Source organism: Kosakonia sp. SMBL-WEM22 (assembly GCF_014490785.1).
Lineage (GTDB): Bacteria > Pseudomonadota > Gammaproteobacteria > Enterobacterales > Enterobacteriaceae > Kosakonia.
In genome coordinates, this window is sequence record NZ_CP051488.1 from 1,701,772 (window position 1) to 1,719,019 (window position 17,248).

The following is a 17,248-nucleotide window of genomic DNA, read 5'->3' on the forward strand; positions in this document are numbered from 1 at the left end:
AGCGAACATCAAGAACAAAAAAATAATAACAGAAAGCACCATCATAAAGAAATAGGCTGTTTTTTTTTAAATTAAAATTCATACAAGTTAATCCATTATGGAAAAAAACTAGAATAACATACTATATTATTCTACCATCATAATAAACACACTTAACTAAAAACGCATAATCATTTATATACCTATATCTGATCACAAAGAGCTAAGCGACTGTAGGTCTCCAGCAGACAAGAGCTCTATTACCCGGACGCACCATTATGGTAAATCATACAGAACTGAATATTTTGAAACTTCTGGCCTCCAGAAATGACGTTAACTGGACCTGGTACAATCTTGATAGGGCAATGAGTGTCAGAAAAATGAATGGCATTGGTAACGTCGTAAGGCTTGTCGATAATCTGTCTAAAGCAGGTCTGGTCGATATAGTACCAGGCGGAAGCCCATCAGGAATGAACTACTATCGCGTATCAGAATCCGGCCACCGCTTTCTGCACAGTATCGGAGAGGAATACCCGCCCGATTTACCATAACATCTGGTTGCACGCCCCTCAGAAAACGTCTCAGCGCGTTTCTGCCATCTCCACATGGAAAGCGGGGTTAAATCCCGCGTTTTACTTTCCAGTTCAAGCAGGATGCGAATCCCCCAGATATAAGATATCTGAAGTGATCTTTTTTGACCGACGATACGGCCTTTGTTCCATGGCGACGTGTTCATACTCAAATCTCCTGCAATGTGGGAAATTTGAGTATGGTTGTGCCTTATGAGCGAATTACTCTCTTTGGCAGATATTTCCACTCTATAACGCTGCACTACTGAAAATTGGGGAATGGCGGACAACTTTGATCATGATATTCTATTGAAGGAAGAAGTATCGCAAGCAGTGTGCTCTCCCTTTAGTTGCAGGACACACAAAACCATTACGTTTATTTAATATGCCTGTTACGTGTATCGTAACTCCGAAGAGGAATCTATGGTCCAATATTTTTCTGAAAAAAATACCCTTGAGAATAGAGCATTACAAATATGGCAAATTCTTATCGGATTCTCTTATGAGCGTAAGATAACTACATATAGAGAGATTGCTGATATTCTTGGTTATAAAGGCGCAGGTACAATGGATCGTCAACTAGGTCATATTCTACATTTTTGTGCTCAAAACAAGTTACCACCATTAAGTGTATTGGTTGTAAATTCTGAGACTGGATTACCTGGCGATGGGTTTGATACGACAGGTGATTTACATAAACAGAGAGAAAAAGTCTTTAATTTTGACTGGTTTGATATTATTCCACCAACGGCAACCGAGTTTGCTTCAGCGTGGGAAATAGCAGGGCAAAACGATTTTAGTGTTCACTCATAACAATCCGATGCAATTGATGGCAATACTCCCAATTTAATGATTCGGTTATAGCACTCCCTTCAATGAAGATGTAAGTATCCCATTCAGGCGGGTCATATACGTCTAGAAATCAGTCCTGACTAATCTGGCGTTTGTGACATCCGCTCCTGGCGCCAATCTGTTATTCGGTCATTACATCAAAGGCTATAAACTATTAAGCCCGCTTTGTAGAGCGGGCTCTTATTATTAGGCTGCGCTGTTATATTCGGTAGTCTGGAGCAGTGTTCTACTCCCTTTCAGGGTAAAGAGTGAGACGATGGTAAAGCTCAGCGTAATGCTGCCCAGAATGAGATAAGCCTGGTGGAAGCCAACGGTGTCATACATCCTTCCGACCCATGCGGAGAGTACAACACCTGAAAGCTGTTTCGATAAGTTAAAACCAATCAGGAACAGCGTTGCCGACAGTTTCGGATTAAAGGCGGATGATATGTATTTGAAGGTGCCCACCAGCAAGAACGGGAGTTCAAACATATGCAGCATTTTTAAGATCACCACTTCGATAGCTGAAGAGGCAAAAGAAGAACCCAGAATACGCGCTGACATAATAATACCGGCGGTGATCAGCGCGTTTTTCGCGCCAATCCGGTTCACGATGGCAGGGGCAAAGAACATAATCGTTGCGTTAAGTAATTCCCCTCCGGTGGTGACGAAACCGAATACTTCTGTTCCGTGTTGCGGACTGGAGAAAAAGCCTTTAAAAAAGTTGGCAAACTGTTGATCAAATACGTCATATACGCTGGCGACGCCAACTACATAGACAATAAACCCCCAGAAGCGTGGCATGCGTAATAGTTCCGCAGCGGTGCGCATCGAGAAGGCCTGACGGTTGGCTCCCAGCGCGTCGATTACCAGTTCACTGTTGCTCCCTTCCGGACGTGACATCCACAGCAGCACTCCCAGCACCAGTGCAAAACCTGAGGCAATCCAGAAGGTGATATTGGGATCAATGCCAAACAGTATACCGGTGATAGACGCGCACAGTGCCCAGCCAATACAACCGGAAACGCGCACTTTCCCATATTCAAAACGGTTCGCGCGGCTGACGCGTTCAATATAGGCCTCTACCGCCCCGGAACCGCTGGAGAAGACCACCCCCAGATAAATACCGCCCGCTAGCGCACCGGCGAAAATATTCAACTGCAATAACGGAGACAGCACAAAAATAAAGAAGGGCGCAAACAAGATCAGCAAGATCGTAATGGTCCACAGCAGATGTTTGCGTAACCCCAGTTTGTCAGATATCAGGCCAAATACTGGCTGAAATATAATCGCGAACAGCGAGATTGAGGAGAAAACGATCCCCGTTTCTGTTTTGGTTAAATGATTAACTTCCGCCAGCCAGACCGGGAAAAAGGGAAAGTAGGCCGACATAATGAAGTAGTAGAAGAAAAAGAAGAGCATAAAGTAGATGAAGTTATGCCGTTCTCTTGGCGCGAGTTCAGAGAGTTTCATTGTCTATATTCCATCCTGTGATACGCGTCATTAGTAAAGCCGCTTTTTGGTGGTTTCACGATTTCACCCCGTTCAGGGTGTTATCGCCATCGAAGATAATCTGCGTCTGGTCACCAGCCTGCCCGTTTTCCTCCAGGCTTAACGTCAATGCGTAGCAGCCTGTCGGGCGTTGCCAGGCCTCTCGCGCCAGCACGTCATTAAACAGGTGGCCCGGCGACGTCCGGGGATCGTGATATTGCATAGGTATATTCGCCTGATAAATGACAATGTCGTTCGCTAGACAAGATGAGTGAGTTATCAGATATTTTGCTTAAAGCCACAATACTTGCGAAAGTGAAACTCATACACGATCACGAAATACCACGGAAATGATGTAATTTTGTCGTGTTTGAGACATAAAATGTTAGCGGACGACATTGTTGCGGACGTGTAAAGGAGTGATTTATGCAGCGCCGTACGGCAACGTTAGAAGATGTGGCTCGCAAGGCCGGGGTGTCGCAACAGACGGTTTCGCGTGTACTGAATAAACCTGGGGTTGTGTCTGAACGCACCCGCGACAAGGTTATCAGCGCGATGCAGGCGTTGCTGTATGTGCCTAACCGTTCGGCACAATTGCTGGCGGGGAAGTCTGCGCCGTCGATTGGTTTGATTACCGCGTCGTTGACCCTGCATGCACCCTCACAAATTGCCGCGGCTATAAAAAGTCACGCCAGCGCACACCAGCTTGAGGTCGCTATTGCGATGCCTGCGATCGTCGATTACACCTCACTTCAGGCACGGCTAAATGAGTTTCGCGCACAGAATATTCGTGGTGCAATTATTAATCTGCCGCTGGAGGGCAGTATTGCCGAAAAGCTGGTAAGTGAGAATCCGGATATCTGCTGTCTGTTTTTGGATATTTCGCCAGAGACCGATGTCTGCTGCGTGCGCTTTGACCATCTTGATGGTTGTAGCGCTTGCATTCATCATCTCTGGGAACTGGGGCACCGGGATTTCGGTCTGCTTGCCGGACCTGAAAGTTCTGTTTCAGCGCGCATGCGCCTGAGCAGCTGGCGTGAGACGTTGCATCGACTTGGGGTCAGTAATGCAGTGACGGTTTTTGGCGACTGGAGTGCGGCCAGCGGCTGGCACAATGCTTTCAAACTGTTACATCAGTACCCGAAGATAAGTGCCATCGTTGTGGCGAACGATCAGATGGCACTCGGCGTGTTGAGTGCTCTGGCGCAGCTCAATCGCAACGGGAGCCAGGCAGTCTCCGTCACGGGTTATGACGATACAGCAGATAGCCTTTACTTCCAGCCGCCGTTGACGACCGTGGCGCAGGATTTCAACAAACTGGGTAAGCGGGCCGTAGAGTTGCTTATCCAGCTCATGGCCGACCCGCAAATAAGGATCCGTGAACTGCTGCCTACACGACTGGTTATTCGTCAGTCAACCTGGCCCGTAGCCGGTCACACCGGGGATGATAACGCGCAGCTAATTACGCAATTAAAAACACTGGTGAAAAAGCTGTAAGATCTACAGATTCTGTCCGTGGAGCGACCCATCTTATTAATCAACGTCCACAGGCACTCCCTGAAAGTGATGCCGCCCAATGTTGCTTACCCGCGGCTTTATATCCCTGAACAACAAACGTGCCGCAACATCAGATACCAGCGAGCACATTGCCGGATGGCGTGTAAACGCTTATCCGGCCTACATGTTCATTGAGATATTCGCTGGCAATAAGCACAAAAAACCCGGCGGGCGCCGGGTTTTTTTATCGCTTAAACGCGTGTGCCCCACAGGTCATACTCGTCAGCGTTTTCCACTTTCACACGGACTATATCGCCCGGTTTGACGTTGGTTTCACCGTTCAGATAGACCGCGCCGTCGATTTCCGGGGCATCGGCCATGCTGCGGCCAATCGCGCCTTCCTCATCCACTTCGTCGATCATCACCAGGATTTCGCGACCAATCTTCTCCTGCAAACGCTCAGCGGAGATGCGCTGCTGCAGCTGCATAAAGCGGTTCCAGCGCTCCTCTTTTACCTCTTCCGGCACCTGATCCGCGAGTTCGTTGGCGGTGGCACCCTCAACCGGGCTGTATTTGAAGCAGCCTACGCGATCGAGGCGCGCTTCGGTCAGGAAGTCGAGCAGCATCTGGAAATCTTCTTCGGTCTCGCCAGGGAAGCCGACGATAAAGGTGGAGCGCAGCGTCAGCTCCGGGCAGATCTCGCGCCAGCGCTTGATGCGTGCCAGCTGACGATCGACCGCGCCAGGGCGCTTCATCAGCTTCAGAATGCGCGGGCTGGCGTGCTGCAACGGGATGTCGAGGTAGGGCAGAATTTTGCCTTCTGCCATCAGCGGGATCACATCATCCACGTGCGGGTAAGGGTAAACGTAGTGCAGACGGGTCCAGACGCCGAGTTTTGCCAGTTGCTCGCAAAGGCCAACCATGCTGGTTTTCACCGGCTCGCCGTTGTGGAAGCCCATGCGGTGCTTCACATCAACGCCGTACGCAGAGGTATCCTGCGAAATTACCAGCAGCTCTTTAACGCCGGCATCAACCAGACGTTTCGCCTCGGACAGCACGTCGCCAATCGGGCGGCTCACCAGATCGCCACGCATCGACGGAATGATGCAGAAGGTGCAGCGGTGGTTACACCCTTCGGAAATTTTCAGATAAGCGTAGTGGCGCGGCGTCAGCTTCACGCCCTGTTCCGGCACCAGGCTTAAGAAGGGGTTGTGCTGCGGTTTCGGCACATAGTGATGAACATGGGCGAGAACCTGCTCATAGCTGTGCGGGCCGGTGATCTCCAGCACTTTTGGGTGCACTTCGCGGATCTGATCCTCTTTCGCACCCAGGCAGCCAGTGACAATCACTTTGCCGTTTTCATTCAGCGCTTCGCCGATCGCTTCCAGCGACTCCTGCACGGCGCTGTCGATAAAACCGCAGGTATTGACGATCACCATATCGGCATCATCGTAACTCGGGACAACATCGTAACCTTCGGTACGCAGCTCCGTAAGGATGCGTTCGGAGTCGACGAGATTTTTTGGGCAGCCAAGAGAGACAAAGCCGATTTTCGGCTGCAGGTTCACATTGCTCATAGTTCAAAAAGTAATCAGTTATAGGATCTTAGGCGAGGGATTGTACAGGGCTATTGCCCGGAATTATAGAGGGAAGTACCTGCTAGTTTACGCCAATGGTGATCTTGTATCCGTGTCGCTTCAGGCTGCTTGAGGGGGGGGCAGATGTTCATACGCTATTTCTTACGTAAGAAAGTTTTCCCGTCAGGTGTTTGAATATACACTTCATCACCCACATCGATGAATATTTTATTTTTACCCTCTCCCGAAATGGCAAACAGCGTGTTTTTCTTTATGCATCGTTTGGGGCTTTTTATTTCTTGACTGCAAATATAATCATCTTCGCTTACGCCGTTTAAGAAATTAGCATGAGGCAATTCAACGAAACCCTCGCCAAAATCCATCACCGGAACTCTAAAGAATCCGCTCTGCGGGACAACCTTATAATTTTCTTTAAGAGCAGTTTGATTTTCTCTCCACCATGCCAGTTTATCTTTAGCTGTGGCTGGTGGGTTTTTAATAAATACTGCACCATTAAAAACAGCCATAATTTTGCTATTGCTGGAAAACGTATTAGAGCGAAAAAAAACAAGCGTAAGCATGATAATTAGCCCGGCTGTTAATATATATTTGATATTTTTTGGCTCAAGCATATTTATTATCCATAGCGATCGCTTACGTTCTCAGTAGCCTGGCATGTTTTATACCCTACCTTGAAAAAAGAGTAATCCAAATATTCAATTATTCAGAATCTCCTGCACCCACTCATCCCAGCATGCACAGCCAAGGTCGGCGACCACCGCGTTTTCATTGGCCTCAAACCACCATTTTTTAACGGTGGCATACTCCTCAGAAGTCAGCGCAAAGGGGCGCCAGGTGCCCATCCGGCCATCCTGGTCGCAGGGATCGCTGCCCTGTAACAAGAATGCATTCAGAAAGGCCAGCGGCGGAAAGTAGCCGCTGCCGTCAATGATGCTGAAAATGCCATACGGGACGTTGATATTTGCGTCGAGAATCCGTATCGCTTCCGCACTCTGGTTCATTTTACGACTCCGTAATATCAGTACGGTCGCCGCGCGGGGTGGGGTGAGAGAAGACGATAAACTCAACCGCCGAATCAGAATCATTGCGTGCCTGATGTTTTGCTAATGGTGGGATCTCAATCCCTTGCTGGGCCGCAATCTCCTGTTTTTCGCCCGCCAGCTCCATAGTCAGCACGCCGCTCAGTACAAAAAAGAATTGTCGCGAAACGGAGTGGTAGTGGCGCTGCTCCTGCGTGCCAGCGGGCATCTTCTCGTGAATGATCATCATCTCTGGCCGCTTCACCAGGTACCAGCCGTCGCACCCCGCGCCCCAGAGATAGTGCTCGGCATTCTCTTTGGAAATCATTTACTTCTCCTGATGTACACCTCTTTCCCTACCGTTATACCCATCATCGACGCACGACATAACCTGCCTGAATTAGCGGGCGCACTTCCGCGAGCCGATCACGCAGAGGATCACGCCCAGCGTCACCAGCAGCATTAGCGGGCTGACCCTCTCGTTGAGTAGCAGGGCAGAGAGGGCAAGGCCGAAAAAGGGCTGCAACAGCTGCAACTGGCCAACGGCGGCAATCCCGCCGCGGGCAAGGCCGTTGTACCAGAAGATAAAGCCGATCAGCATGCTGAAGAGCGAGACATAGCCCAGCGCGTACCAGGCTGACGCACTGATGTTAGCGAGCGTGCCGGGCTGCGTCAGCCAGGCGGCGGGCAGCATCACCGGAAGCGACAGGATCAGCGCCCAGCAGATCACCTGCCAGCCGCCGAGCGTGCGGGTTAAGGCTGCTCCTTCGGCATAGCCCAACCCGCAGACTACCACCGCTGCCAGCATCAGCAGATCGCCGATCAGCGAAACGGCGTTGCTCTGCGCCAGCGCGAAGGCTACCACCAGCAGGCTGCCAAGCAGTGAGAAGAGCCAGAAGGCGCGCTTTGGCCGCTCGCCGCCGCGCAACACCGCACAAATCGCCGTGCAGAGCGGCAGAAGGCCGAGAAAAACAATCGAGTGGGCGGAGGTGACATGCTGTAGCGCCAGCGCGGTCAGGAGCGGAAAACCAATCACCACGCCGCCGGAGACGATCAGCAGCGGGAACAGCTGCGCGCGCTGCGGGCGCGGTTCGCGCAAGGCGCAAACAAGAACAATCGCCACTCCCCCGGCGAGCGAGGCACGCAGGAAGGTGAGAAAAAAGGGCGTCATCTCCAGTACGGCGATGCGCGTGGCGGGTAACGAGCCGCTGAAAATTACCACTCCAAGCAGGCCGTTGAGCCAGCCTGCCAGCGCAGGGTGCGCCGGTTTGTTTAGCGCGGAGTTTTCCATCTTAACCTCGTTATCAGTGATTAGTAGGAGCTTGAGCATTGATGGGCTGAATGGTAGGTTGAGGTGTTTAGGACAATCAAATTATTGTCATGGATACATTTGATGAAAGCGCGCTACAAACAGCTGGTTGATCGTTTCGCTATTCAGATCCGTTCCGGCGAGCTGCCACCCGGCACTCGCTTGCCTACGCATCGCTGCCTCGCTGGACAGCAGCATATTTCGCTGGCGACAGCTACCCGCGTCTATCGTGAGCTGGAGATGATGGGGCTGGTCAGCGGTGAAACCGGCCGCGGCACGTTTGTCAGAGAGATTGCTCTTCCTCCCGGTCACGGCATCGATCAGCTTGCCGTCGCCAGCGATGTGCTGGAACTCAACTTCAACTATCCGGCGGTCGGCGGGCAGAGCGATATGCTACGCGAGGCCCTTAAACGCATGGCGGTGGAGGGCAATATTGAGGCGCATCTGCGTTACCAGCCTCATGGTGGGCGAATCACTGAGCGGGAGGTCTTCGCCGCGCACTTTACGCAGGGCGCGTTTCGTCCGGCGGCTGAAAATCTGCTGCTGGTCAATGGCGCGCAGCACGGTTTGGCTATTGCCGTGATGGGGCTACTTAAGCCTGGCGATGTGGTAGCGGTGGACACGCTGACCTACCCCGGTTTTAAAGCGCTGGCTACGCTCTATCATCTGGAGCTGGTGGCGATCCCGGCAGCGCAAGGTGGCCCGGATTTGGCGGCATTGCGCCAGCTCTGCCAGCAGCGGCGTATTCGCGCGGTCTATACCATGCCGACCATGCATAATCCGCTGGGCTGGGTGGCGAACCGCCAGTCGCGCAAAACGCTGGCCGATATCGCCCGTGCCCACGATCTGCTAATTATTGAAGATGCCGCCTACGCCTGGCTGGTTCGCCGCGCGCCGCCGCCGCTCGCCTGTTTCGCGCCTGAAAGAACGGTCTATGTCAGTGGATTTTCAAAAAATGTGGCGACCGGTTTGCGGGTCGGGGCGGTGATCTGCCCGCCCGCACTGCGGTCTGCGCTGGAGCGAGCGATCCGCGCCACGACTTGGAATGCGCCGTCGCTCATGACCTCGCTGGTCAGCCACTGGATAGAGGAGGGGAGGGTGGCTGAACTTGAAAAACGCAAGCGGGAAGATGCCCGGCTGCGCCAGCGCATCCTGCACGAAACGCTGACCGGTCTGCCGTGCGTGTCTCATCCCGACTCTTACTTTGCCTGGCTGCCGCTCGCTGAAGAGTCGCGTGCCGATCGGGTGGTGAAACAACTAATGGATAACAATATCTCCCTCTCCACCGCCGAACCCTTCAGCACCGCGCAATCAACGCCGCAGGCGCTGCGCGTTGCCCTCGGCTCGGTCGCTATCGACACCCTGCGCACAGCGCTGCTGACCATTCGCGAAGCGATAGAGTATGAAGCGAGCCGCTAGCGGCGTGCCTCATCCAGCCAGCGCATTAGCGCCTTAAGACAGGCGGTGAAGTGCGCCGTATCATCCTCAGGCGTATGGCACTGTTGCAGCAGCCAGCCGATGGCCTGTCGCTGCTGCGGAAAGCGTCGTACAACCCGGCTGGCATACTCCTCCAGCGTCTCGGGCCAGTCGTTATCCTCTTTGCGGCGTAGCAGATTGGTGGCGCGCAGCAGTTTACGCGCCGCAGCGCGCTTGAGCTGTCGCCCATCGCTCGTCTCCGCCAGTCGTAGAAGGTAGCCTTGCAGGACGGGAATAAAATCACCGTTTACCGCCACGGCAATCGCGCGCGAGGGGGTAAAGCGCGGAAAGCGGCTCGCGAGATCCTCGCCCGCCACGCAGCGGCAGTGGTGCTTGAGCCAGTAACCCCAGCTGAACTGATTTTCGGAGGCCAGTACCTCTGCCAGCGTGCCGCAATCAAAATCGACTTTGCTGATAACCGGATGCAGTGCCTGCGCGCGAGCGGCTATCTCCCGGAGACAATCGTGCTCTGCCGCGTTCAGCGTGCGCCGGGTGATTAGGCAGACATCGAGATCCGAGACGCCCGCCACCGCCGCACCTTTCGCTACGCTGCCGTAGAGGTAAAGGCTGTGCACGACCGCGCCGAGCCTTGCGTACAGCAGGTCGATCACATCATCCACCGCCGGGTGAAACGCCGGTTGCAGCGGGGTGACGGGTAAACAGGCGATAAAACCGTCGGCATCAACCATCGAAAGGGCCTCCGCTTACAGGACGCTGATCTGCAACTGCCGGAACAGGGCGCTCATCTTCTCATCAAGCGGCTTATCGACCAGCAGCGTGCTGGCGAGCGTCAGGTCGCCGATACCAAAAGCCGAAGCGGAGTTGATCTTCTCCGGCGACGCCAGCACCACGGTTTCCGCCGCGCGCGCCGAAAGAGCACGCTTCACGCAGGCCTCTTCATAGTTACCCGTGGTAAAGCCAGCCTGCTCATGCACGCCGGTGACGCCCATAAAAAAGAGATCAGCATTGATACGGCGAATGGACTCAATCATTGATGCGCCCACGGTGACCATCGAGTGTTTATATAACTGCCCGCCGATAACGATCACGTCGACATTTGGCAGGTTAATCAATCCGGCGGCAATGGTCGGGCTGTGGGTGACTACGGTAAAGGCCAGATCTGCTGGCAGTAGGGTGATCATCTCTTCCGAGGTCGTGCCGCCGTCGATGATAACGATATTGCCAGGCTGAATAAGATCCACCGCTTTCTGCGCAATGACGCGTTTTGCATGAATGTTCACGCTTTTGCGCACTTCAAACGGCGCAATAGCCGCCGACACCGCCAGCGCACCGCCGTGCACCCGTTGCAGCAGTCCTTCTGCCGCTAACTCCCTTAAATCCCGGCGAATAGAGTCTTCAGAGATAGCAAAATGCTGGCTTAATTCACGGGACAAGACCTGCTTATCGCGCGCCAGCATCTCAAGTATCTTCTGCTTACGTTGACTGGATAACACGATTTCCCCTTTCACGATTTATCTTGATCTTGCACGATTATGCATGTTAGCGTGCCGTTTGTCAGCCTGACGATCCTAATTTTACGCAGTTTACAGGGGAAACTATGCACGCCATGCTTATTTTAATCGCCGGACCCGTACGCAGCGGCACCAACGGTGATGATACGTTAATCAAACAGAACCTGGATGAGATGGCGCGGGTTGCCGCGATAGTGTTCGAAAAGGGCCACACGCCGGTGATTGGTGAGTGGCTGGCGATGCCGCTGGCGGAAGCGGCCGGGTCGAAAAAGATTGGCGATGAGATTAGCCAGACCTTTTTGTACCCCGTAGCCCATCGCCTGATCCAGCACTGCGACGCCATTTTGCGACTGCCCGGTGACTCAGCGGGCGCCGATAACGATGTGCGCATCGGACGCGAGCGTGGCCTGACGATTTACCGCGCCCTTGATGAGATCCCCGATGGCGAAACACGGGCGTCATCTCTGGCATAACGAACGGTACTTAATGGAAATCAACATTATGGGGTTTATCCCCGTCCTTTTACCTGTCGCGCTCTCTCCGGGCGCGAGCTTTACCCTCGCAATGAACAGCGCCCTGGCCGGCGGGCGGGGCGGGTTGCTGCGCACGCTGGCGGGCACCGCGCTTGGTATCTATACCCACGCGCTGCTGATTGGCCTTGGGGTGACGGCGATCCTCGTCTCCTCTCCCGCACTGTTCAATGCCCTGAAATATGCGGGCGCAGCCTATCTGATATGGCTTGGCGTGCAGTTGATCCGCAGTGGCTTAACCACGAAAGAGGTTACGCTGCAAGAAGATGGACCCACGGTGACGCTGAAAGAGGCGTGGCTGGCGAATGTGCTTAACCCGAAGGCGATCGTTTTTTATCTTACAGTGGTATCGCAATTTGCCGGCAGTCGGGGCGATGTCAGCCACTATCTGCTGTTGGCAACGGTGCATGTTCTGGTGATGGGCGTCTGGCTTATCGCACTGAGCAATGTGCTAATCTTCTCCGCGCAGAGAGCGAACCCGGCAAACGTAAAGAGGGGGGTGAACCTTGCGGGCGGAGTTGTGCTGATCATCTTCTCCGCGCTAATGGTATTGCACTGAGCGCAGTCACAATGTTGATAATAGCCCGTGTCGCCACGAGCTATCGCAAGGCTTAATAGAGTTTTTGTTCGATATGTTCCCCGGCGTCAATCACCCGCCAGATCTTCCATGCGCCCGCCTCTTTACGTGTCCACACCTGAAGATGAGCCAGCTTGTTATCTTCAATACCTAACCAGACATCGAGCATCATGCTATCGCCGTCAGGGCGAGCGGGTGAAACCTTCAGACGTGGGATCCACGCCGGGTCGTAGTCCTGAGAGTAGGTGAAATAGTCTGCTGAGAGAAGCTCCTGTTCCGGCATGTCATAAATTTCAGCCATACGCGTAAGCAGCTTATTTGAGACCCACTTATGCATCACCTTCATCTTGATCATTTCATCCGGCGGCGTGTTCTCAAAGGCATGCAGATAGAAGTTATAAAACGCGGTCACGTTTTTCTGCACCTCGGTCGCGGTATTGGCGCTGGCGAAAGGCAGATAGAGCGAGAGCAGCAGCGATATTATCAGGCGCATCAATTTTTCCTGTAGATAACATATGGTGGATGAAGCCGACGATAACCCGGTCCCGGATACATATCGCGCTGTTTGAAATCCGAATACCAGGTAGTCCCATCAAACATTGTCATGTGCCCGATACCATTCCCGCCCGCATATGGCTGAATAATCGCAACATCGCCTTTTTGTGGCGTGGTTGATTGCGGCAGGGCAACAAAGCCCGCTTTTAGCAGCGAATCGCCATAATCTTTTGCGTAGCGTGTTTGTACCAGGTTTATTCCTCCTGCAGCAATTGCCAGGCGGGTATATTTTGCACACTCTGAACGTGATTTCGCGTGCGCATGTTTTACCAGATAATCTACCGCTGCAGATCTATCCCATCCCATAAAATTCCCTTAGAAATGAAACCATTCAATATGCGATTTACGCGCAGCAATCCTACCGTGGGGAAGGGGCCGGAGAATAAGATTTATCCTGGATGGAAGTGCAGAATTTGGTAGGTCTTAGCACCTTTACTACACGCTATTTATGACCCGCTTTTACGTTATGATCTCAGGCGTTTAAGTGAGGATGAGGCCGCGTTGACGGGAACTGAAATGAAAACATTAACTGAACTACTCGATTTGCACGATCCGGGCTGGGCAGTGGTGCAAAGCTGGCTCAACGACTCCAGCAACCCTTATGAGGTGTTGCCGAAAGAGAAGGCGCGTGCCGAACAGGTGCTACTGCAACTCCAGGTCACTACCCGCTCACCGCTGGGAGCACTGGTGTATGAAACCGGCGGGCTACTGATTGATGATGGCTGGCTTAGGATCCTCGGCTCCGGCAGTGCGCGGCTGATGCGTGATCCGGTGAGCTGGACGCAAGAGGTGACTGACGCAGCCTCATTTGGTGCCCTGCTGATTGCCGATGATGCGTCGGGTGGCTTTTTTGCCCTCAACGGTGGCGGCCTCGGAGAGGACATTGGCAACGTCTACTACTTCGCGCCGGATGCGCTGGCCTGGGAAGGGCTGGAAGTGGGCTACTCTGCGTTTGTCGAGTGGGCGCTGTGCGGCGATCTGGCGCTCTTCTACCAGACGGTGCGCTGGCCCGGCTGGCAGGAAGAGGTGCGTGCACTCAGCGGAGAACAGGTTTACGCCTTCTTTCCCTTTCTCTGGACCGAGCCGAAGTTGTCCGCCGCAGAGCGCAAGCGCACGGTGACGCCTGTTGACGAACAGTGGCGGCTCGCGCAGCAGCTGGCAGGGGATCATTCTCGGCCATAAAGGTAAAGGGCAGCGAAAACGACTGCCATTCCTGTTGCAATCAATAATGATTCCTATTAACGTCTCCACCCTGATGTTATCTCCAGCCTTTGCGGCTGATGTACCGGGAGAAAGGGGTCTGTTTCACTGTTTTCATGCTGTGCGTCTGGCGGCGCTGGTTCTGCTGCTCGGCTGGCAAACGGCGTATGCCAGGCCAGATATGGCCCCGCTTGGGTCGAACATCGCCGATCGCGGCTCGGCTTACTATCACTTCACGCAAAAGCAATTTGACTCCCTTGATGGCAAACGTCACTACAAAGTATGGACCGGCGTGCCCAACAAAAGCGCGCCACCTGGCGGTTTCCCGGTGCTCTATATGCTGGATGGCAACGCGGCGATGGATAAGCTTTCGGAGGCGTTTTTACACAAACTCTTTGCTGCCAACCCGCCGGTGCTGGTAGCGATCGGGTACCAAACCGATCTGCCATTCGATCTCGATAGCCGGGCGTATGATTACACGCCGGCGGGTACCGAAACGGAGCAGCTGCGCGGCAGAGCGGGCGGCGGCAGTACCGCCTTTCGCCAGCTACTGGAGGCGCGCATCGCGCCTGCGGTGGAAAAGGGGATTGCCATCAACCCAGCGCAGCGCGGGCTGTGGGGCCACTCCTATGGCGGGCTGTTCGTGCTGGAGAGCTGGCTCTCCTCCTCCTTTTTCACTGCCACTTTTTCGGCCGTGCCTTCGCTGGCGCGTAATGATTTTCGCTTGCTGAAAGCGATGGAAGCGCTCTCGCCGCAGCAGGCAGCGGGTAAGCATCTCTATCTTATGGAGGGGGATGGGGATCGCCGCACGCAGGATGAGAACAGCGAGTCTGGCGTGCTGCCGCGTGTTCGCAGTACGCTCAAAAAGCTTAATCAGCATGGCGTTTCCGCTACCTATCGCGTGTTCCCTGGCCTGACGCATGGGGCGATGTTCACCGCCTCGCTGCAGGCGGCGTTACGCCAGATCTCGCAGGCGGAGAAATAACTGCTCTCTTTATGCTGCGGGGTTATCACGCCCGGCGGCAGTAAAGGTCACCGATGACCAGTAGCCGTTTCCGGTATGCGCGCTTTTTACCCAGCCTGCCTTCTCCAGTTCGCGCGCAATCAGTCGGTTGATTACGCCGTGCCCCATGCCGATCACGCGCTCATGCTGCTGCGCATGGGCGATCAGCGTATGCGTCATTTTCTTTGCCCGATGCATCGTCTGCTTTCTGGATTCCGGCCCGGCCAGCGCGCCGCTGAGCCAGCAGAGACGAAACAGCACCAGCCACGCCTGCGGCGAGAATTGAACCCAGGGGAGGTTAAATATCGGCAACGGCGCTTCGCGCAGATCGTCGGCAATCAAATCGGGGGTGAGGTTCATCGCCTGTAGCGAGGCCCGGGCGCGCGGCAGCGGGCTGCTAATAACAAAAGCGCGGCGCTTATCCGCCAGAACGGCATGGCAATTGGGTTCGCCAATGATGCCGGAGGCATCATAGCCTGCAATCCAGCCGGGCATGTCCGTGGCTTTGACCCGTGCCGAACCCTGCTGAGCGCTAAATTCAGGCTCGCCGTGACGTACTAAAACTATCTCCATTTCACGCTCCTGTGCGTTTTAGCCCTGTGCTTTACGGTAATGGGCTTCCATCTCATCCAGCGCGGCCTGGTTCTCCAGCCCCCACTGGTACATCTGCTCAATCGGCCCGGCGAAGGTTTTGCCCAGCGGCGTGAGGCGGTAATCGACTTTCGGCGGGACGACGTCATAAACGTGGCGGGCGATCAGGCCGCGCTGCTCCAGCTCTTTTAGCGTCTGGAAGAGCATTTTTTTGGAGATCCCCTGCAGGCTGCGCTGCAACTCGCCAGTGCGGGCGCGCTCGTCAGGCCAGTGGTAGAGCGCGTGGAGCACCATGGTGCTCCACTTGACGGAGAAGAGATCCATCAGGCGGCGCGGCGGCGAATCCGCATAAAAAAAGAGTTTGCCATCAACCCAGGCTGGCATAGAAAGCCCTCATCATTGGTCACCAAATGGTAACTACTATCAATTGTGAACCTTGCGGACTATAGTCTGCCGTCTTCACGTTATTAACGCCAGCCCATCTGGAGACCTTATGAAAATCAATGCACTGGTCGCGGTCGATGCCGCAAAACCGCTGACGCCCGGCAACATTACCCTTCGCCCGCTGCAAAACCAGGATGTCAAAATCGACATTCTTTACTGCGGCGTCTGCCACTCCGATCTGCATATGGCGCGCAATGAGTGGGCGGTAAGCCGCTATCCGCTGGTGCCGGGACATGAGATTGTCGGCCGCGTCAGCGCCACCGGCGCGGGAGTGTCCGCCTTTCAGGTTGGCGATATTGTTGGCGTCGGGGTGATGGTCGACTCCTGCCGCGAATGCCACTTCTGCAAACAGCATGAAGAGCAGTATTGCGAAGCGGGCTTTACCGCCACCTATAACGGGATTGATAAATACACCGGCGAGAGCACCTGGGGCGGTTACGCCGAAAGCGTGATTGTCGATCAGGATTTTGTCGTCTCGGTACCGCAAAACTTGCCGCTGGCGGGCGTGGCCCCGCTGCTCTGCGCAGGCGTTACCGTCTGGTCGCCGCTGCGCCACTTCAACGTTAAAGCGGGTGATGCGGTGGGTGTTGTCGGCCTTGGCGGGTTAGGGCATATGGCGGTTAAGCTGGCGAGCGCGCTGGGTGCCGAGGTAACGCTGTTTACCACCTCGCCGGAGAAGGGCGAAGATGCCCGCCGTCTCGGCGCAAAACGCGTGGTTGTCTCGCGCGATGCGGCGCAAATGGCTGCCTGCCAAACGTCGCTGGATTTTATTATCGACTGCGTCGCGGCGCCCCACGATCTCGACCCCTACCTGGCGACGCTGAAAACCAACGGCCGCCTGGTGCTGGTGGGGATCCCCGATCAGCCGCATGCGTCACCCAACATCACACCGATGGTCTTTCGCCGTTTAAGCATCAGCGGCTCGTCGATTGGCAGCATCCGCGAGACTCAGGAGATGCTCGATTTCTGCGGCCAGCACGGCATCACGGCGGATGTAGAGATGATCGGCGGTGAGGGAATTGAAGACGCCTTCGCCCGCATGCTGAAAGGCGATGTGAAATACCGCTTTGTTATCGATATGCAGGCTACACGCTGGTAACTGGCCCA

At 54.3% G+C, this 17,248-nt stretch carries 22 protein-coding genes and 1 pseudogene; 9 read left to right on the forward strand and 14 right to left on the reverse strand.

The genetic code is table 11. The features are described 5' to 3' along the window. Positions 1-257: 257 nt before the first annotated feature. Positions 258-530, forward strand: coding sequence for a hypothetical protein (locus HF650_RS08075; RefSeq protein ID WP_187801900.1), 273 nt, complete (start codon positions 258-260; stop codon positions 528-530). A 68-nt stretch (positions 531-598) separates the two neighbouring features. On the opposite strand, the pseudogene HF650_RS08080 reads toward HF650_RS08075, so the two are convergent. Then, a pseudogene (locus tag HF650_RS08080) lies at positions 599-715 on the reverse strand (integrase); the annotation flags it as partial. 256 nt (positions 716-971) lie between these two features. Here HF650_RS08080 and HF650_RS08085 point away from each other — a divergent pair. Further along, entirely contained in the window at positions 972-1,361 is a 390-nt protein-coding gene (locus tag HF650_RS08085) for a hypothetical protein (protein ID WP_187801901.1), read from the forward strand. Between the two features lie 225 nt (positions 1,362-1,586). On the opposite strand, the gene HF650_RS08090 is transcribed toward HF650_RS08085, so the two are convergent. Both HF650_RS08090 and HF650_RS08095 read right to left on the reverse strand, forming a co-directional pair. Continuing rightward, positions 1,587-2,852, reverse strand: coding sequence for an MFS transporter (locus tag HF650_RS08090; protein ID WP_187801902.1), 1,266 nt, complete (start codon positions 2,850-2,852; stop codon positions 1,587-1,589). A 55-nt stretch (positions 2,853-2,907) separates the two neighbouring features. Beyond that, positions 2,908-3,093, reverse strand: a complete 186-nt coding sequence (locus HF650_RS08095; protein WP_187801903.1) for a hypothetical protein — start codon at positions 3,091-3,093, stop codon at positions 2,908-2,910. A gap of 203 nt (positions 3,094-3,296) precedes the next feature. Here HF650_RS08095 and HF650_RS08100 point away from each other — a divergent pair, with 203 nt between their 5' ends. Further along, positions 3,297-4,367, forward strand: coding sequence for a LacI family DNA-binding transcriptional regulator (locus HF650_RS08100; RefSeq protein WP_187801904.1), 1,071 nt, complete (start codon positions 3,297-3,299; stop codon positions 4,365-4,367). Positions 4,368-4,618: 251 nt separating this feature from the next. Here the strand turns inward: HF650_RS08100 and rimO are convergent, their stop codons facing one another. The 5 genes from rimO to HF650_RS08125 all read right to left on the reverse strand — a co-directional run bounded on the left by rimO (position 4,619) and on the right by HF650_RS08125 (position 8,275). Further along, complete coding sequence (rimO, locus tag HF650_RS08105; RefSeq protein ID WP_042716724.1) at positions 4,619-5,944, reverse strand: 30S ribosomal protein S12 methylthiotransferase RimO; 1,326 nt, start codon at positions 5,942-5,944, stop codon at positions 4,619-4,621. A 155-nt stretch (positions 5,945-6,099) separates the two neighbouring features. Next, positions 6,100-6,576 carry a DUF943 family protein gene (locus HF650_RS08110; protein WP_187801905.1) on the reverse strand — a complete coding sequence of 159 codons (477 nt, stop codon included), beginning with the start codon at positions 6,574-6,576 and terminating at the stop codon, positions 6,100-6,102. Between the two features lie 84 nt (positions 6,577-6,660). Then, on the reverse strand, positions 6,661-6,966 hold the full coding sequence (locus tag HF650_RS08115) for a hypothetical protein (protein WP_187801906.1): 306 nt from the start codon (positions 6,964-6,966) through the stop codon (positions 6,661-6,663). A gap of 1 nt (position 6,967) precedes the next feature. Further along, the gene (locus HF650_RS08120) at positions 6,968-7,312 is read right to left on the reverse strand and encodes a cupin domain-containing protein (RefSeq protein WP_187801907.1); all 345 of its coding nucleotides are present in this window, start codon (positions 7,310-7,312) and stop codon (positions 6,968-6,970) included. A gap of 72 nt (positions 7,313-7,384) precedes the next feature. Continuing rightward, complete coding sequence (locus tag HF650_RS08125) at positions 7,385-8,275, reverse strand: DMT family transporter (RefSeq protein WP_187801908.1); 891 nt, start codon at positions 8,273-8,275, stop codon at positions 7,385-7,387. 102 nt (positions 8,276-8,377) lie between these two features. On the opposite strand from HF650_RS08125, the gene HF650_RS08130 reads away from it, so the two are divergent. Beyond that, complete coding sequence (locus HF650_RS08130; RefSeq protein ID WP_187801909.1) at positions 8,378-9,712, forward strand: PLP-dependent aminotransferase family protein; 1,335 nt, start codon at positions 8,378-8,380, stop codon at positions 9,710-9,712. Here the strand turns inward: HF650_RS08130 and HF650_RS08135 are convergent. Together HF650_RS08135 and HF650_RS08140 are read right to left on the reverse strand one after the other, a co-directional pair. Beyond that, on the reverse strand, positions 9,709-10,458 hold the full coding sequence (locus tag HF650_RS08135) for a nucleotidyltransferase domain-containing protein (RefSeq protein ID WP_187801910.1): 750 nt from the start codon (positions 10,456-10,458) through the stop codon (positions 9,709-9,711). The two genes, HF650_RS08130 and HF650_RS08135, sit on opposite strands and share 4 nt — an antisense overlap. Positions 10,459-10,473: 15 nt before the next feature. Further along, positions 10,474-11,223, reverse strand: coding sequence for a DeoR/GlpR family DNA-binding transcription regulator (locus HF650_RS08140; RefSeq protein ID WP_187801911.1), 750 nt, complete (start codon positions 11,221-11,223; stop codon positions 10,474-10,476). 104 nt (positions 11,224-11,327) lie between these two features. Between HF650_RS08140 and HF650_RS08145 the strand changes: the two genes are divergently transcribed. Together HF650_RS08145 and HF650_RS08150 are read left to right on the forward strand one after the other, a co-directional pair. Then, positions 11,328-11,714 carry an NUDIX hydrolase gene (locus HF650_RS08145; RefSeq protein ID WP_187801912.1) on the forward strand — a complete coding sequence of 129 codons (387 nt, stop codon included), beginning with the start codon at positions 11,328-11,330 and terminating at the stop codon, positions 11,712-11,714. Positions 11,715-11,727: 13 nt separating this feature from the next. Beyond that, a complete protein-coding gene (locus HF650_RS08150) occupies positions 11,728-12,330 on the forward strand; it encodes a LysE family translocator (protein ID WP_187801913.1) in 603 nt (200 codons plus the stop codon). A 52-nt stretch (positions 12,331-12,382) separates the two neighbouring features. Here HF650_RS08150 and HF650_RS08155 read toward each other — a convergent pair whose 3' ends face one another. Together HF650_RS08155 and HF650_RS08160 are read right to left on the reverse strand one after the other, a co-directional pair. Next, positions 12,383-12,841 (reverse strand): DUF3828 domain-containing protein, encoded by a 459-nt coding sequence (locus tag HF650_RS08155; RefSeq protein ID WP_187801914.1) that lies wholly within the window; start codon positions 12,839-12,841, stop codon positions 12,383-12,385. After that, entirely contained in the window at positions 12,841-13,209 is a 369-nt protein-coding gene (locus tag HF650_RS08160; protein WP_187801915.1) for a hypothetical protein, read from the reverse strand. Before HF650_RS08160 ends, HF650_RS08155 begins: the two co-directional genes overlap by 1 nt. Before the next feature lie 210 nt (positions 13,210-13,419). Between HF650_RS08160 and HF650_RS08165 the strand changes: the two genes are divergently transcribed. Both HF650_RS08165 and HF650_RS08170 read left to right on the forward strand, forming a co-directional pair. Further along, positions 13,420-14,085 (forward strand): DUF2625 domain-containing protein, encoded by a 666-nt coding sequence (locus HF650_RS08165; protein WP_187801916.1) that lies wholly within the window; start codon positions 13,420-13,422, stop codon positions 14,083-14,085. Continuing rightward, on the forward strand, positions 14,030-15,088 hold the full coding sequence (locus HF650_RS08170; protein ID WP_223284285.1) for an alpha/beta hydrolase-fold protein: 1,059 nt from the start codon (positions 14,030-14,032) through the stop codon (positions 15,086-15,088). The genes HF650_RS08165 and HF650_RS08170 overlap by 56 nt, the downstream gene beginning before the upstream one ends. A 9-nt stretch (positions 15,089-15,097) precedes the next feature. On the opposite strand, the gene HF650_RS08175 is transcribed toward HF650_RS08170, so the two are convergent. Continuing rightward, complete coding sequence (locus HF650_RS08175) at positions 15,098-15,679, reverse strand: phosphoglycerate mutase family protein (RefSeq protein ID WP_187801917.1); 582 nt, start codon at positions 15,677-15,679, stop codon at positions 15,098-15,100. A gap of 18 nt (positions 15,680-15,697) precedes the next feature. After that, positions 15,698-16,081, reverse strand: a complete 384-nt coding sequence (locus HF650_RS08180; protein WP_139568160.1) for a helix-turn-helix domain-containing protein — start codon at positions 16,079-16,081, stop codon at positions 15,698-15,700. Between the two features lie 109 nt (positions 16,082-16,190). On the opposite strand from HF650_RS08180, the gene HF650_RS08185 reads away from it, so the two are divergent. Next, entirely contained in the window at positions 16,191-17,240 is a 1,050-nt protein-coding gene (locus HF650_RS08185; RefSeq protein ID WP_187801918.1) for an NAD(P)-dependent alcohol dehydrogenase, read from the forward strand. The last annotated feature ends 8 nt before the right edge of the window (positions 17,241-17,248 follow it).

What these genes read in the sequence shown, in the direction of transcription:
- HF650_RS08075 (WP_187801900.1), top strand. Translation starts at nt 258, where the DNA reads ATGGTAAATCATACAGAACTGAATATTTTGAAACTTCTGGCCTCCAGA.
- HF650_RS08160 (WP_187801915.1), bottom strand. Translation starts at nt 13,209, where the DNA reads ATGGGATGGGATAGATCTGCAGCGGTAGATTATCTGGTAAAACATGCG.
- HF650_RS08125 (WP_187801908.1), bottom strand. Translation starts at nt 8,275, where the DNA reads ATGGAAAACTCCGCGCTAAACAAACCGGCGCACCCTGCGCTGGCAGGC.
- HF650_RS08145 (WP_187801912.1), top strand. Translation starts at nt 11,328, where the DNA reads ATGCACGCCATGCTTATTTTAATCGCCGGACCCGTACGCAGCGGCACC.
- HF650_RS08130 (WP_187801909.1), top strand. Translation starts at nt 8,378, where the DNA reads ATGAAAGCGCGCTACAAACAGCTGGTTGATCGTTTCGCTATTCAGATC.
- HF650_RS08090 (WP_187801902.1), bottom strand. Translation starts at nt 2,852, where the DNA reads ATGAAACTCTCTGAACTCGCGCCAAGAGAACGGCATAACTTCATCTAC.
- HF650_RS08155 (WP_187801914.1), bottom strand. Translation starts at nt 12,841, where the DNA reads ATGCGCCTGATAATATCGCTGCTGCTCTCGCTCTATCTGCCTTTCGCC.
- HF650_RS08115 (WP_187801906.1), bottom strand. Translation starts at nt 6,966, where the DNA reads ATGAACCAGAGTGCGGAAGCGATACGGATTCTCGACGCAAATATCAAC.
- HF650_RS08180 (WP_139568160.1), bottom strand. Translation starts at nt 16,081, where the DNA reads ATGCCAGCCTGGGTTGATGGCAAACTCTTTTTTTATGCGGATTCGCCG.
- HF650_RS08175 (WP_187801917.1), bottom strand. Translation starts at nt 15,679, where the DNA reads ATGGAGATAGTTTTAGTACGTCACGGCGAGCCTGAATTTAGCGCTCAG.
- HF650_RS08150 (WP_187801913.1), top strand. Translation starts at nt 11,728, where the DNA reads ATGGAAATCAACATTATGGGGTTTATCCCCGTCCTTTTACCTGTCGCG.
- HF650_RS08110 (WP_187801905.1), bottom strand. Translation starts at nt 6,576, where the DNA reads ATGCTTGAGCCAAAAAATATCAAATATATATTAACAGCCGGGCTAATT.
- HF650_RS08095 (WP_187801903.1), bottom strand. Translation starts at nt 3,093, where the DNA reads ATGCAATATCACGATCCCCGGACGTCGCCGGGCCACCTGTTTAATGAC.
- HF650_RS08165 (WP_187801916.1), top strand. Translation starts at nt 13,420, where the DNA reads ATGAAAACATTAACTGAACTACTCGATTTGCACGATCCGGGCTGGGCA.
- HF650_RS08085 (WP_187801901.1), top strand. Translation starts at nt 972, where the DNA reads ATGGTCCAATATTTTTCTGAAAAAAATACCCTTGAGAATAGAGCATTA.
- HF650_RS08185 (WP_187801918.1), top strand. Translation starts at nt 16,191, where the DNA reads ATGAAAATCAATGCACTGGTCGCGGTCGATGCCGCAAAACCGCTGACG.
- HF650_RS08100 (WP_187801904.1), top strand. Translation starts at nt 3,297, where the DNA reads ATGCAGCGCCGTACGGCAACGTTAGAAGATGTGGCTCGCAAGGCCGGG.
- rimO (WP_042716724.1), bottom strand. Translation starts at nt 5,944, where the DNA reads ATGAGCAATGTGAACCTGCAGCCGAAAATCGGCTTTGTCTCTCTTGGC.
- HF650_RS08135 (WP_187801910.1), bottom strand. Translation starts at nt 10,458, where the DNA reads ATGGTTGATGCCGACGGTTTTATCGCCTGTTTACCCGTCACCCCGCTG.
- HF650_RS08120 (WP_187801907.1), bottom strand. Translation starts at nt 7,312, where the DNA reads ATGATTTCCAAAGAGAATGCCGAGCACTATCTCTGGGGCGCGGGGTGC.